We start from the raw sequence: 14318 nt of genomic DNA, 5'->3' as shown, positions 1-14318 counted from the left end.
GGAATGAAGGGTATGTTGTTGGCAGTACAGAAATCCGTGGCCCACTCCGGCGCAATCACAATGTAGCGACGGTCAAAGTTCTGTGCAGCCTTGATGGCATTAACGCTCCAGCCGAGCAGGGCGATATAGCCCTTGTTCGGATCCTTCGGCGTCTCGGTACCCTTGACCGAGGGCATTTCCGGATCGCGCCAGGCCAGAACTTCCTGTGATAATTCAGATTCGGGCATAACTGTCATTAAGTACTCTCCTTTTTCTATTTGCACAAAAAACGCTAAAAGAATTTGGTGGGAAATGAGTCAGATCAGAGCCCTTGAGTTCCCCGGCGCAACCAGCCGTGGACAAAGGGTTCCGGAACCAACCGGTTTCGTGAATGCCTTCATATCTGAAGAGAACTCCTGAGCTGCTACGAAATGCAGCAAACTTTTTGTAATGAAGGCTAAGTTATACCCGTCCGCAGGGGAAAACCAACTATAGTTCTACTTATATTTTTAGCCTCATAAGGAGCTTCACCCATGAAGCCCGAATTTCCCGGATTGTCCCCATTGTTGCTTCAAAAAGACCAACAGGTTCCCCCTGACTGGGACTTCGAGCCCGGTTCAGGTGTGGTGCTTCTGGTGCCCGAGGCCGACCGGAAGGCCATAGAAAATACGCCCTGGTCCGATGTTCTGGGAAAGCGCCTTTCAGCTTATCCGCAAACTGCCAATCCAGTATTCCTCTCCATGCCCGGCGGTGAGAGGGCTGCGGTTGTGTTCGTGGCGGATCAACTTCAAACATTCAGGGCACTGACTCTGGCGCGTAAGGCCATTGGCCCTCTGATTGCTGATCGGGTGGAGGAGATAAGTGTTCTTTCTCTGCTTAATGATCAAATGTCTGCAGGTGCGATGGCCGAAGCCCTCCTTGCTGCCGCCCATGCGGCACTTTTCCAGTTGCCGAAAATTACGGACAAAGCTCCGGAGTCAGATAACCTGAAAGCAATGCGTTATTTTGGAAGCCTCGGTAACGCTGACTTTGAATATGCGGAAGCAACGGCCGAAGGGAACAATCTGGCGCGCTGGTTAACCCATTTACCGGGCAACTATCTGACGCCGGGGATTTATCGGGATTTCGCCGAATCGCTTGCCCGCCAGGAAGGCTGGAAAGCGGAGTTCTATGACCGCGACAAACTGGAAGAGCTGGGCGCTGGCGCATTTCTTTCGGTTGTCGAAGCCAGCCCGGTCAGAGACGCCGGCATACTGCACCTGGAATACCGCCCGCCGGGGGCTGAGGGAAAACCGCTCGCACTGGTCGGTAAAGGAATCTGTTTCGACACCGGTGGCAGCAATCTGAAAGTGGGCGGCAGTATGCTGGGCATGCACGGCGATATGCAGGGCAGTGCCGTCGCGCTGGGTGCTTTTCTGGCCATTACCCGACTGAAGTTTGATCAGCCGGTGGATTGCTGGCTGGCCCTGGCGGAGAATCATATTGGTTCCCGAGCGGTCAAGTGCAATGATGTCATTACTGCTTTGGACGGCACGACAATTGAGCTGATCAACACCGATGCTGAAGGTCGAATGGTGCTGTCGGACACGCTTGCACTCGTGTCCAGAGGAAAACCCCGTGCCATCATTGACTACGCGACGCTGACTGGCAGCGTTGTAGCGGCACTGGGCCAGCGAATGGCTGGTGCAATAACCAATCGCCGCGAGTGGGTCGAGCCGATCATCCAGGCTGGTGAGCGTTGCGGTGAGCGGGTCTGGCCGTTTCCGTATGAAGACGATTACGATGAGGACCTGCACTCAACCGTTGCCGATACATTGCAATGCAGGACGGCCGGGCCGGGCGATCATATCTATGCGGCACGCCTGCTTGGCCGTTTTGTTGATAAAGAAATCGGCTGGGTTCATGTGGACATGGCTTCTTCCGGTACGCACAAAGGCGGGCTTGCCCACATACCCACGGACCTGCAAGGATTCGGGGTTCGGTTCGGGGTAGAGTGGCTCAGAAAGGTGGCTTTGGACTTCAGATAATCAGGAATACCGCCCAATTCCTTTGCTGGAGGCCCAAAATGAAGAAAGGGACATCAGCCCCTTTATCGTTTATTCAAACGTTCTTGGCCGCACCGTGTCCGGTTTCAGGAAGGGCTTCCCGCCAAGGTTGCTGTGATCCCCCAGTAAGTGGCCGTCAGTTTCCCTGGTCCGCCCATACATCGAGTGTTTGTGGAAGGGCTCCCTGGTCTGTTCCAGGGTTTCTTTTACATCACCCGTGTAGCGGGGGTCCTGAGGACGTTCCTGGCTGCTCATGTAGTAGGCAATGTCCCAGGCTTCCTGATCATCAAGACTGTTGGGCTGGCCCAGCGGCATGTTGTTCTTGATGAAACCGGCTGCCGTGAAAACCCGTACCATGCCCGCACCCCAGTTGTTAGACATGTCGCCCCAGGTAGCGGGGAAAACCGTCTGGCCATCGACACGGAGGCCACCGCCATCGTCACCGTGGCAAACAGAACATTTCTCCTGGAACGCGGCTTCGCCCCGGGCATAGCTCAGTTCTTCAGGGCGCTCCGGTGCCGGAAAGCCGCGGCCGTAAATGGGTTGCTGCGGATAAACAGGTACATCTTTCGCCAGCCACTGATGGTACGCGGACAGGGCGACCATATTATCACTGCCGTATTCAGGAGGCTTACCGTTCATGGAATAGGTGAAACAACCGGCAATGCGTTCTTCAAGATTGTTTACGTGGGCGTTCTTGCCCCGGAAGTCCGGCAGGGTCACAGCAGCGGGCCAGATTGGGGCACTGAAAGGCATGCGGCCTTCCCCCAGGTGGCAGCTGGAGCAGTTCATGTTGTTGAACACGTTCTCGCCGCGCAGTTGCTGGGTGTTGGTGAACAGGTCGTGGCCTCTTCGAATGACCCGCTTGAGCTCCGGGTGAAGCCTGGAGTCCTCCAGATCTTCCATCGTAGGGGGAATGTGTACCAGCTCGTTTTCTTTCGGAGTCGGGTAGCCAAGCTCCGCCAGGGTGTCGATGTATTGCTGGGTGGTCTTGTCTTCTGCTGTGGCATTGACGGAAAACAACAGGGTTCCGGACAGTGCAGCGTAAGTTAATGTGCGAATCATGATGTCGGAATCCTCTTAGTTGGCCACAGCTTTCTGGCCGGCAAGCCAGGCGGCTACTGCCTGAATATCGTCATCGCTCATCCGGCGGGCAATGGAGCCCATCAGGTCTTGCGGGTCATTTTTCCTGGTACCCGCTTTCCAGGCCTGCAACTGGGCTTTGATGTAACCGGCGTGTTGCCCGGCAATGCCGGGGAAGACCTCTCCAGCGCCCCGGTTGCCCGGGCCATGGCAGCTTTTGCAGGAAACAATGTATGCGGACCAGTCGCCCCGCTCGGCCAGCTGTTTGCCGCGCTTGAGCATCGCTTCGCCGGCATCTTCGCCACCGTCGCCCTGGGTGGCGGGCAGGCTGGCATAGTATGCGGCGACATCTGCGATTTGCTGTTCATCCAGCATATTGGCAAAAGGCATCATGCTGGCATTGCTACGCTCACCGCTCTGATAGTCGTGCAGTTGCTTGGCAATGTAGGCAGCGTCAAGCCCTGCCAGCCGCGGCCAGGATTCTCCACCGGGCACGTTTTTGCCGCTGCCATCGGCCTGGTGGCACGCGGTGCACACGCCTGCAGCTGCTGCACCCCTATCGGCATCGCCTTCCACTTCGGCAAGCGCGGAGCAGGTAACCAACCCCAGGGCCGCCAGAATTCCTGGAAATTTTTTCACAGTCGATTTCCCTCTCAGTCAGCGCCAATTCGGAACGGCTTATTCTCTCATACCTGTTACAGTGCCTGTTTTGATAAAGCGATGTTTGATAAAGATCAACTTGGCGGCTTAAATGTCTGTGCGCCGTCGGCGCGGATTCCAGGATCTCCGGGTCAAGTCCTGCTTTCCTGGGCCAGCGCGACCAGATCGGTCCGGATATCTTCGACACTCAGGTCAGGCCTGAACAGGAGGCGGGCAGCACCCTCCCGATCAAACACATACACAGCGCCACTGTGTGAGACGTTGTAGTTGCCTTCCGCATCCGGATCATCGTAGCCAAAGGTGGTGCGGTAGCGTTTACTCAGTTGCCGCAGTGCCTTTTCTTCGCCGGTAAGGCCGATGGCCCTCTCGCTGAAGAAATCAACGTAACTGGCTATTCGCTCCGGAGTATCCCGCTGCGGGTCCACACTGACGAAGACAATCCGGGTATCGTCCTGCAGCTCGCCGGGCATCTCCCTGACGGCACGGGAGAGCTTCTGGAGCGTGGCGGGGCAGACATCGGGGCAGGAGGTAAAACCGAAAAACAGCATCCGGATTTCGCCGTCGGTTTCATTGGCCGTCAGGGTGTTGCCGGAGGTGTCTGTCAGCTCGAACGCCAGTTCCGGCATCAGCCCGCTGATATCCTTGCCGCGCCAGGACCCCTCGTCGCCGAAACAGCCTGCCAGCAGTGCGGTGGCGGCCAGCAGTGCGGTGATTGGCAGCATTCCTGACAGGCGTGGAGGAAACTGGATATTCATGAATGGGTCGCCTTCAGTGGTTCAGAATAGGGAGCCAGCTTACCGTCTTCGCGCATGGCGCGGCGAAGGATGATCAGTATGCCGAGAATGCTCATCATCGCCGGAGGAATCCAGGTGAGCAATCCGCCCAGGAGCTGATCTGTCTCGGGCGGCATTGGCCAGGCGCGGCCGCACACCTCATAGACGTCGTAAACCATTCCTCGTGAGAAAACGATGGTAGCGCCCAGGATCATCTGGGGGATTGCCACCAGAGCCAGCAGCAAAATGCGTTTGCCATAGCCCAGCGCATCGCTGGATACCGGCGAGCGCGGGTCGAAGATCAGCCACCAGAACAGCAGGCCATCCAGCAGCATGCTCCAGTTCATGATCCAGTACAGATCGCGACTGAGCATGGCGTCAAAATGGATGGGTGGCCACAGCCAGAAATAGATCAGACCTACGAACAGAAAAGATGCAATGGCGGGGTGCTGCAGGAACCGGTATATCCATCCCAGGGGTCTCAGTGACTGCCTTATGCCGGGGCTGATCCGACTGTAGAGAAAACGCATCACCGGCAGCGGATTGGAAAGCGCAATCAGTATCGGCCCCAGGTGATGAAGGATCAGGTGCTGGCCCCGGTGAACGAAGAACATGTACTGGGAGTAGTAATCAAACCGGGTCTGCATGACGGCGTAGCACATCATTACCCCGACCACGAACACCAGTATCCGCCCGCTGCCGGGCCGATTCTCCCCGGGCATATTCAGCAGTCCGTAGCCATAGAGTCCCAATACGAGCATAAAGCCCAGTATTGTCACTGGCGAGAAATCATAAGGTATCAGGTAGTCTGCTACGGACATCGGGAGTGCCTTTCGAGAGCCTTGGTGCTCTGGCGCAAAACCAGGGACCTGTTGTTTTTAGCCGTCTAGGAGTTTTACCGGACTGGCAGCCAAATTCAAGAGATTGTTGGGCGTTATTGAGGGTAGCCGGTGATGTCCCGTATTGTTCGGTACAGTGGTTGCAGTTGAGGGTACATCTTCAGATACACCTCCCGGTAAAGCCGCTGATACAACTGCCGGGTGTTGTCATCGGGATGGAAGACATCGCCTACGCGGGTCATGGCGCCTACCGCGGTTGCAAAATCCGGGTGCAGATCCAGGCCCACAGCGGCATCGATGGCTGCACCCAGGCCGGACGTCTCGCAGGTATGGGGGCGCTCGGCGGGCAGCCCGAAGATGTCTGCGGTCAACTGCATGGCGGCATCGCTCTGGGAGCCACCTCCGGCCACTCGCAGTCTGCGGATGGGGATACCACTGCGTTTCTCGATACGCTCTTTGCCTTCCCGCAACGCATAGGCCAGTCCTTCCAGGATAGCGCGGTAGATATGAGAGCGGGTGTGAACATCGCCAAAGCCGATGATGGAGCCTTTTGCTTCCGGCCCCGGCTGGCGCACACCGGGGGACCAATAGGGCTGCAGCAAGAGGCCCATGGAGCCCGGTGGCACTTCACGGACCAGTTCATCGAAGAGCACTTCCGGTTCAATACCTTTCTGTTCCGCCAGTTTCTGTTCCCTGAGGCCGAATTCCCGCTTGAACCAGCTCACCATCCAGAAGCCACGGTAGATCATCACTTCCGTGGAATAGTGGTCGGGCAGGGCGGACGGATAGGGCGGCATCATCCGCACCGGCTCAATGTAGCGCCTGCTGGTGGTATTGATGGTGGCCGTGGTGCCGTAACTGATGCAGCCGATATCGGGGCTCAGACCACCGCAACCCAGAATTTCGCACGCCTTGTCCGAGGCTGCCGCAATCACCGGCAAGGCGTCGGGCAGGCCAAGATGGGCAGCGGCGTCGCTGGTCAGTTCGCCAAGCCTGTCACCGGGTTTGACCAGCTCCGGCAGCATCTCCGGTTTGACAGGCATGGTCAGCCATTTGAAATCCCGTTTGCCCGCCCAGTGATGGCGTTTGTAATCGAAAGGGATATATCCCACCTGGCTGCCCACCGAATCCCGGAACTGTCCGGTCAGGCGGTAATTCAGGTAACCGGAAAGTAGCAGGAAATGGCGTGTTTCAGACCAGATTTCCGGTTGGTTCTGGACAATCCAGTTGGCCTGGGTTTTCTCACGGAAGCGGTCAATGGTGGGCTCCAGACGCAGAAGTTTGAACAGCCAGCCCCAGGGGCCGGGTACCGGGCCGTCTACTTTTGCGTGGCGCTGGTCCAGCCAGATAATGGCCGGCCTCAGAGGTACGCCATTTTTGTCCAGATTGATGACGGTTCCACGCTGGGTGGTTACCGTAACGCCAGCCACCTGGGCCGGATCAGCCGCAGTGTTCTGCCATAGCAGATCGCAGGCACTGCCCAGCGAGTCCCAGAAGTAGTCCGGGTGCTGCTCCGCCCACCCGGGTTGCTCGGAAAAGTAGGGATCTATGTCCTGCTTGCCCTTGCCCACCAGATTTCCACGGGTATCAAACAATAGCGCGCGAACACTCTGCGTGCCGTTATCGATGGCCAGAATCAGCGGTTCTTTCACCGTCATGCGGACTCGCCGCTGTCGGCCGGCAGTGAATAACCGGCTTGCCAGATACCCAGATAACGGCTCTGCTCAAGCTCCCAGGTGTCGTCGTCCCAGCCCAGTACGGGTTGGCATGCCATACGAATCTCTGGCAAAAGGGCTTTACCACCTGATGGCAGAATCAGCCCCAACCGGGTGCGACGCAGCAATAAATCGTCAAGGTGAACAACTCCCGTATTGGCAGCCGCCCACGCCAGTTCCGACCACAGGATGTCCGACCCGGAAATGGTGTCATGACAGCCGGCGTTTAGGATTTCTCCCAGGGCCGGCCCATAGAAGCCCTGCAGGCGCTCCCAGTTACGATGGCTGATAGTCTGTGGCCGCACAAGTTTCGCAGGCGGAGAGAAAACCCGGGCGTCGTTATTTCTGAGCGAGAAGCCCGGCATCAGATTCTGCGCCTTTTCGAGCACTTCACGTGCGATCAGCCGGAAAGTGGTGAGCTTGCCACCGGCGATACTGATCAGTCCGTTGTCGGACCAGATGACGTGCTCGCGATTTTCCTGGGAGGGTTTCAGTGGCTTTGCGTTCTTGCCCTGTTCACTGACGACAGGCCGCACTCCCGCCCAGGTTGCGATGATATCGTTCTCGGTAATACCGCTGGCCGGAAACAGCGTTCCGGAGATTTCCAGAAGGTAGTCAAGTTCCTCCCGGGTAATGGCCGGTTCCCGGGAAAGGTTCTCTTCATGGTCCAGATCTGTGGTGCCCAGCACGGTTGTGCCCTGCCAGGGAAAGGCGAAGACCGGGCGCCGGTCACGGGGATGAAACAGTGATACCGAGCACGAAACCGGCAACCTGCTGAAGGGCAGGACCAGGTGGCTGCCGCGCAATGGCCTTATGCGGAATGTATCGTCGCCCGTTTGTTGAAGGGCCTTAGCCCAGGCGCCGGTGGCATTGATTGCCAGCGCCGTGCTGATGGTAAATGTCTGCCCGGCGGCACTGGTGCTGGTGTCGCGAAGCTCGATGCCCGTTACCCGGGAACTGTCTCCATCCCGAAGGATCGCCTCCGCCTTCAGGTAATTCAGGCATAAGGCGCCGTCGGCCTCAGCCTCCTCGATGACCCGCTGCACCAGCCGCGAATCGTCAGTGACCGCGTCTGTAAACCCGCTGGCTGCCACCAGATTGTCGGTTGCCAGCCCCGGAACCCACTGCAATGTCTCCGCAGCTGACAGGTGCTGTCGTGAGGGGTTGCGCGCTATGCGGTCATACACCCGTAACAGGATCTGAAACAGACGGGGACCGGGAAACTGTTTGCGGTAATGGGGCATGATAAAGCGCAGTGGCTCAATTAATCCCGGGGCCTCTGCCATCAGTCTTTCCCGTTCCCGCACCGCATCCTTTGTCAGGTTGAACTGGCCGCTCCCCAGGTAGCGCAGGCCACCGTGAACCATCTTCGAGGAGCGGCTGGAAGTGCCCCAGGAGAAATCGTTCTGCTCTATCAGCAGTGTGCGCAGGCCGCTGCCCGCGGCTTCCCGGGCAACGCCGGCACCGGTGATGCCGCCACCGATTACGACAATCTCGAATTCAGCGGTGCCGCCACGGAGTTGCTCGAGCTTCTGTGCACGGGTCAGTGACATTATTGATCAACCAGAGTAGTCGGGTTTAACAGACCTGCCGGGTCGAATGCCCGACACAGAGATTGAATGGCCAGCATGCCCAGTTCACCTTTCTCGACCGGTAGAAAAGCAGCGTGGTCCTTGCCGACGCCATGCTGGTGGCTGATGGTGCCATGGTTGTTGACGATGACGGTGGATGTGCTGTCTTTCAGTGTCTTCCAGCGTGCCAGGGTTTCCCCGTAGCTGGCAGCAACACGGAACACATAGGTGGTGTAGATGCTGCAGCCCTGGGGATAGAAATGCGAAAGATGGGTAAAGACATGGACAGATTCTTCTTTTTTATTCAGACGATTACCGAGGTTTTCTTCAATCAGGTTCAAGAGATTGTCGAGGTTATCCCAGTCGGTGGCAGTTTCCAGTGTGTCGACGGCATAGCCCAGCTGCCAGAGTGCTTCTCTGAGATAGGGCATGGTAAAGCGTTTGGCGGCCCATTTATCGCCCAGCTTTCTGCCGGTGTAGATTCCGTCATACCCGCTACAGATTGCCCGCGTTTCTTTCAGGGCATTACTGCACTGGCGCTTACTGCCGGTGATGCCGAACGTCATCATGCATTTGCCGTGTTTTGATCCCCGCACAGAGAGATAGGATTCCAGCATGCCAATCAGTCCGGGGTGCCCTGCCAGGGCAAGCTGCGTCTCGGTTTCAATGGCGTTGCTCAGGCGCAGCATGGAAAGCTGCGTGCGGTTCTGTACCAGTTCGCGGCAGGCAGCTCTGGCCTTGTCCCAGGAGGGGAAAAACACAACGTGGAAGCTTTCATGGGCGGGCAGGGGCGTGACCCGTACTTTTACTTCGGTGATCAGGCCGATGCGGCCCTCGGAGCCGAGAATCATCTCGCGAATATCGGGGCCGGCGCTGGAGGCCGGAAAGGTAGGGATCTCCAGTGTGCCCTGAAGCGTTTCGATCAGGCCGCCGGCGAATAACTGCTCGATGCGCCCATAGCGCAGCGACTGCTGACCGCTGGAGCGGCTGGCCACCCAACCACCTATCGTGGACAGCTCGAATGACTGGGGAAAGTGCCCCAGCGTGTACCCCAGCGCGCGCAACCGGGATTCCACCAAAGGCCCGGGGGTGCCCGCACCGAAAGTGGCAATCTGGCTTTCCCGGTCCAGGTCAATGAGCCGGTTCATGCGCCCCATATCCACTGTCAGGACCGGTTTCTCACCGGCGACGGGATTGATATGGCCGGCAACACTGGTGCCACCGCCATAGGGAATCAGTGAAACGCCCTGATCTGCGGCGTAGTGAAGCAGGGCTTTAACGTCCCGGCTTGATTCCGGGTAGGCCACACCATCAGGGAAAACTCCGAATTCGCCACTGCGCATGGCAAGCCAGTCAGCCAGGCTCTGGCCACGGGCATGGCGAACCCGGTCTTCTGCGTCGAGGATCACGTCGCGATGCGCGGGCAAACGGCTGATGGGTACCCGCGCACAGGCCTCTTCAAGAGAGATGTCGCTGAGCGGGCTGGCAGCACCGATGCGATCTTCAAGGAACCGGCGTCCCCCATCGGGTAGTTCAAGGTTGAACTGATCGTCACCCCAGCCGTTCCAACGTCGCATATAGCTAATCCTTTCTCAGTTGTTTCTCAGGCGTTCGCGAAGCTGCTCAAGGCGCCGGCGAATCTCATCCCGGCGTTGTTCGCTGCTTCCGCTGGTGTTCGGGGATGCGGTTTGTGTCTGCGATTCGCCGCTGTCGCGGGATGTCTGGCCGGAAGCCAGGGAGATGCCCGAACGATCTTCATCCTCTGGAAAATAGAGGTTTTCCAGTTTACCGCTTCTTTCAATGACGACGCGATCCGCCCGGACAGAACGAAGGGTGGCATCACCGGGCAGTTCATCGCCCACGAGGTAGGCTTCGGTTCTGCTCCTGTCGTCTTCGATCAGCGCACTTCCGGGAAAATCGCCTGACGCAGCAAGCACACCCCTGAGGTACAACCGCAGGTTGGTTTCCGGCAGGTTCTCAGTGTCCGGCTCGCCCTGATCCTTCATTTCGCCGGGCTTTCCGAAAAGGTCGAGGGAGGCCAGATTGACATCGGGTTTCTGCGGGAGACCGGTCGTCGTCTGTGTATTCATTGAAGGGGATGTGTCTGTGATGGTATTGCTTTCATTCTGCCAGAAACGATATCCCTGCCAGGCTGTCACAATGATCATGCTTATGCCTGCGACGGTGGCGAGTAACAGTGGTAACCTCGAGCTGGTCAAACGCATTGATTGTCCCGGAAAGAGCTGGTGAGAGCCGGCAAAGGGCTTACAGCTTATCAGACTGAAAAGTTTTATTGGCAGTATAGTGTATAGAGTTATTCAGCGGTTCCATATCCTATGGTAGCCTTTCTGAATTAATTGAATAAAAAGGGATTCTGGAGCTCTTGCCTTCCGGCCCCGGCAACAGAACGAGGACCATCTTGGACACAGACACAGAACTTCGGCCACAGGATGCTCCCGTGGGCCGTCTTCCCTTCACGTTCGCCAAGCGCAATGGCGTGATACTGACCCGCGATGACGACGGTGAACCGGTTATCCTGGTACGCCCCGGTGCCGGCCATTCTGCGCTGGCAGAGGCCAATCGCATCAGTGGTGGCCGTGCCAGATTTTCCACCATTGAGCCGGCAAGGTTTGATGCCGCCCTGAACTCGGCCTATCAGAACGATTCCGCCGAAGCCATGCAAATGGTTGAGGGGATCGGCGACGACATGGATCTGGCCTCTCTGGCCGACTCGGTACCGGAAACCGAGGATCTTCTGGAGCAGGAAGACGATGCGCCCATCATCCGGCTGATCAACGCCATTCTGACAGAGGCGGTCAAGACCAGCGCTTCGGATGTGCATATCGAAACCTATGAAACCCGCCTGGTGGTCCGCTTCCGTGTGGATGGGGTGCTGCGGGAAGTGGTTCAGCCCAAGCGTGCCCTGGCGCCGTTGCTGGTGTCCCGAATCAAGGTTATGGCAAAACTGGATATTGCCGAAAAGCGCATTCCCCAGGACGGTCGAATTGCCCTTCGGGTTGCCGGTCGTGAAGTGGACATCCGTGTTTCAACCATGCCCTCCTCCAGTGGCGAGCGCGTAGTGCTGCGGCTGCTGGACAAACAGGCCGGCACTATTCGCCTGGAATCCCTGGGCATGGCAGGCAACGACCTGAAGGTACTGCGTAAGATGATCTATCGTCCTTACGGCATCCTGCTGGTTACCGGCCCCACCGGCTCCGGTAAGTCGACAACCCTGTACGCATCGCTTCAGGAAATTAACGACCGCAGTCGTAATATTCTGACGGTCGAGGACCCCATCGAGTACAACCTGCCGGGTATCGGCCAGACCCAGGTCAATACCAAGGTGGACATGACCTTCGCCCGGGGGTTGCGTGCCATTCTGCGCCAGGACCCGGACGTGGTGATGATCGGTGAAATCCGCGACCTTGAAACCGCTGAAATCGCAGTTCAGGCCAGCCTGACCGGCCATCTTGTGTTATCGACCCTGCACACCAATACCGCCGTAGGCGCCATTACACGTCTCATGGATATGGGTATCGAGCCGTTCCTGATTTCCTCCAGTCTGGTGGGTATCGTTGCCCAACGCCTGGTGCGGGTGCTCTGCAAGGAGTGCCGGGAACCCTATGAGCCCAGTGAAGAGCACTGCGAGTTCCTGCAGCAGGATGCGGCCAATCCGCCAACCATATACCGTGCCGGGGGTTGCGAGCATTGCAATCAGTTAGGCTACCGCGGCCGTATCGGTATCTATGAAGTGGTTGAGGTGAACGAAGAGATCAGCTCACTGATCCACAAGCGGGCAGGAGAGCTGGACCTCGAACATGAAGCCAGGCTTCATGGCCCGAGTATCCACGCCGATGGGGTTCAGAAGATCCTGGATGGGGTGACCACGGTTGAAGAGGTCCTTCGCGTGACCCACCGGAGCAAGTAGATTCATGCCAGCCTTTGAATACAGAGCTCTTGATAGTCGTGGCAAACAGAAACAGGGGGTCGTTGAGGCGGATGCACCCAGGGCGGTACGCCAGCAATTGCGCGAAAGGGGGCTCACGCCGCTGGCAGTGGAGCCTGCCACCGAAAAACAGACTCGCAGCAATCCGCTGGCTAGCCGGGGCGGCCTGGCGACGGCCGATCTTGCGCTGGTCACCCGGCAGCTGGCAACCCTGATACAGTCCGGCATTCCCATCGAGCAGGCCCTCTCGGCGGCGGCCCAGCAGTCATCCAGCCCGCGGATCCGCAGCATGTTGATCGCCATCCGCGCAAAAGTCATGGAAGGATACAGTCTGGCGGACAGTCTCGGGGAATTTCCCAGGGCGTTCCCGCGGCTTTACCGCTCTACGGTAGCGGCGGGTGAGCACGCCGGACATCTTGACCTGGTGCTAAACCGTCTGGCGGATTACACCGAAGCCCGGCAGGAGTCCCGCCAGAAGATCCAGCTTGCAGCGATTTACCCGATCATCCTCAGTGTCGTTGCCATTGCCATTGTGGTGTTTCTGCTGACCTATGTAGTGCCGGATATCATCGAAGTCTTCGTGAAGCAGGGGCAGGAGTTGCCGGCACTGACGTCGGCCATGTTGGCGGTGTCGGAATTTCTCGGCAATTTTGGTGTCTACCTGTTGATACTCATTATTGCCAGTATCGGTGCATTTCGCTGGTCCCTGCGCAAGCCTGCGTTCCGCCTGCGGTTTCATAAAAGCCTGCTGAACATGCCTCTGTTTGCTGGCATGGTTCGGGGTGTCAATACCGCGCGTTATGCAAGCACTCTCAGTATTCTGACCACCAGTGGTGTGCCGCTGGTGGATGCCATGCGAATTGCAGGCGAGGTACTATCGAACGATTACCTTCGCCAGGAGCTGAAGGGTGCGGCAAGGAAAGTGAGTGAGGGCGGTTCACTGCATCGCTCGCTGGACCAGACCGGGTATTTCCCGCCGATGATGCTGCATATGATTGCCAGCGGCGAGGCCAGCGGTGAGCTGGACAGCATGCTGGAACGGACTGCATCCATGCAGGAAAATACCCTGCAGTCAAAGATTGCAGCCATCGTAGGCCTGTTCGAGCCGATGATGCTGCTGTTGATGGGCGTGGTGGTTCTCATTATTGTGCTGGCGATCATGCTCCCGATTCTCAATATGAGTAATCTGGTGGGCTAGCCCCTGTTGGGGCCATTGCCTGCCGGCACATTTTCAAACCCAGAGATATGGAACGATGAAGAGCAAAGCAATGAGATATGGTAGTGCACAGAGGGGTTTTACCCTGATAGAGATCATGGTGGTAATGGTCATCCTCGGCCTGCTGGTCGCCATCGTAGCCCCGAATATCATGGGGCGGAGCGACCAGGCCAGGGTAACGGTTGCCGAAACACAACTGAGGAATATTGCCAACGCTCTTGACCTGTACCGACTCGACAACAGCCACTATCCCTCGACACAGCAGGGCCTTGAAGCCCTGGTGTCCAAGCCCAGCGGCAGCCCCGAACCGCGCAACTGGAACCCTGAAGGCTACCTGAACAGTGTCCCCGAAGACCCCTGGGGTAACGAATACCAGTACGTCAGCCCGGGCACAGAAGGGCCCTATGACCTCTACTCCTATGGCGCGGACGGCCGCGAGGGTGGCGAGGGCGACGACGCCGATATCAGCGTGTGGAAAGTCCGGGACTGAT

12 protein-coding genes and 1 pseudogene are annotated in these 14318 nt (G+C 57.8%); 4 read left to right on the top strand and 9 right to left on the bottom strand.

Translation table 11 applies throughout. The annotated features are described in order from the left end of the window. Positions 1 to 236 (bottom strand): annotated as a pseudogene (locus DIT72_RS16330) (carboxylate--amine ligase); the annotation flags it as partial. A 276-nt stretch (positions 237 to 512) separates the two neighbouring features. Between DIT72_RS16330 and DIT72_RS16325 the strand changes: the two are divergent. Further along, a complete protein-coding gene (locus DIT72_RS16325) occupies positions 513 to 2006 on the top strand; it encodes a M17 family metallopeptidase (protein WP_135956310.1) in 1494 nt (497 codons plus the stop codon). A gap of 69 nt (positions 2007 to 2075) precedes the next feature. On the opposite strand, the gene DIT72_RS16320 is transcribed toward DIT72_RS16325, so the two are convergent. The 8 genes from DIT72_RS16320 to DIT72_RS16285 form a co-directional block, all read right to left on the bottom strand. Then, on the bottom strand, positions 2076 to 3089 hold the full coding sequence (locus DIT72_RS16320; RefSeq protein ID WP_135956309.1) for a c-type cytochrome: 1014 nt from the start codon (positions 3087 to 3089) through the stop codon (positions 2076 to 2078). A gap of 15 nt (positions 3090 to 3104) precedes the next feature. Beyond that, complete coding sequence (locus DIT72_RS16315) at positions 3105 to 3746, bottom strand: c-type cytochrome (protein ID WP_135956308.1); 642 nt, start codon at positions 3744 to 3746, stop codon at positions 3105 to 3107. A gap of 152 nt (positions 3747 to 3898) precedes the next feature. Then, entirely contained in the window at positions 3899 to 4522 is a 624-nt protein-coding gene (locus DIT72_RS16310) for an SCO family protein (RefSeq protein WP_135956307.1), read from the bottom strand. Further along, entirely contained in the window at positions 4519 to 5361 is an 843-nt protein-coding gene (locus tag DIT72_RS16305) for a cytochrome c oxidase assembly protein (protein WP_135956306.1), read from the bottom strand. Before DIT72_RS16305 ends, DIT72_RS16310 begins: the two co-directional genes overlap by 4 nt. Before the next feature lie 113 nt (positions 5362 to 5474). Then, the gene (locus DIT72_RS16300; protein ID WP_135956305.1) at positions 5475 to 7037 is read right to left on the bottom strand and encodes an FGGY-family carbohydrate kinase; all 1563 of its coding nucleotides are present in this window, start codon (positions 7035 to 7037) and stop codon (positions 5475 to 5477) included. Then, complete coding sequence (locus DIT72_RS16295) at positions 7034 to 8647, bottom strand: glycerol-3-phosphate dehydrogenase/oxidase (protein ID WP_135956304.1); 1614 nt, start codon at positions 8645 to 8647, stop codon at positions 7034 to 7036. The genes DIT72_RS16300 and DIT72_RS16295 overlap by 4 nt, the downstream gene beginning before the upstream one ends. Then, positions 8647 to 10242 carry an FAD-binding oxidoreductase gene (locus DIT72_RS16290; protein WP_135956303.1) on the bottom strand — a complete coding sequence of 532 codons (1596 nt, stop codon included), beginning with the start codon at positions 10240 to 10242 and terminating at the stop codon, positions 8647 to 8649. Before DIT72_RS16290 ends, DIT72_RS16295 begins: the two co-directional genes overlap by 1 nt. A gap of 15 nt (positions 10243 to 10257) precedes the next feature. Beyond that, a complete protein-coding gene (locus DIT72_RS16285) occupies positions 10258 to 10890 on the bottom strand; it encodes a type II secretion system protein N (RefSeq protein WP_135956302.1) in 633 nt (210 codons plus the stop codon). A 194-nt stretch (positions 10891 to 11084) separates the two neighbouring features. On the opposite strand from DIT72_RS16285, the gene gspE reads away from it, so the two are divergent. The 3 genes from gspE (at position 11085) to gspG (ending at position 14317) form a co-directional block, all read left to right on the top strand. After that, complete coding sequence (gspE, locus tag DIT72_RS16280; protein ID WP_135956301.1) at positions 11085 to 12593, top strand: type II secretion system ATPase GspE; 1509 nt, start codon at positions 11085 to 11087, stop codon at positions 12591 to 12593. 4 nt (positions 12594 to 12597) lie between these two features. Further along, positions 12598 to 13809, top strand: coding sequence for a type II secretion system inner membrane protein GspF (gspF, locus tag DIT72_RS16275; protein ID WP_135956300.1), 1212 nt, complete (start codon positions 12598 to 12600; stop codon positions 13807 to 13809). A gap of 70 nt (positions 13810 to 13879) precedes the next feature. After that, positions 13880 to 14317 carry a type II secretion system major pseudopilin GspG gene (gspG, locus tag DIT72_RS16270; protein WP_228260850.1) on the top strand — a complete coding sequence of 146 codons (438 nt, stop codon included), beginning with the start codon at positions 13880 to 13882 and terminating at the stop codon, positions 14315 to 14317. The last annotated feature ends 1 nt before the right edge of the window (position 14318 follow it).

Source organism: Marinobacter orientalis, assembly GCF_004792665.1.
In the GTDB taxonomy this organism is placed as follows: domain Bacteria; phylum Pseudomonadota; class Gammaproteobacteria; order Pseudomonadales; family Oleiphilaceae; genus Marinobacter; species Marinobacter orientalis.
The sequence above is the reverse complement of the archived record's forward strand: the minus strand, read 5'-3'. Positions and strand labels throughout refer to the sequence as shown.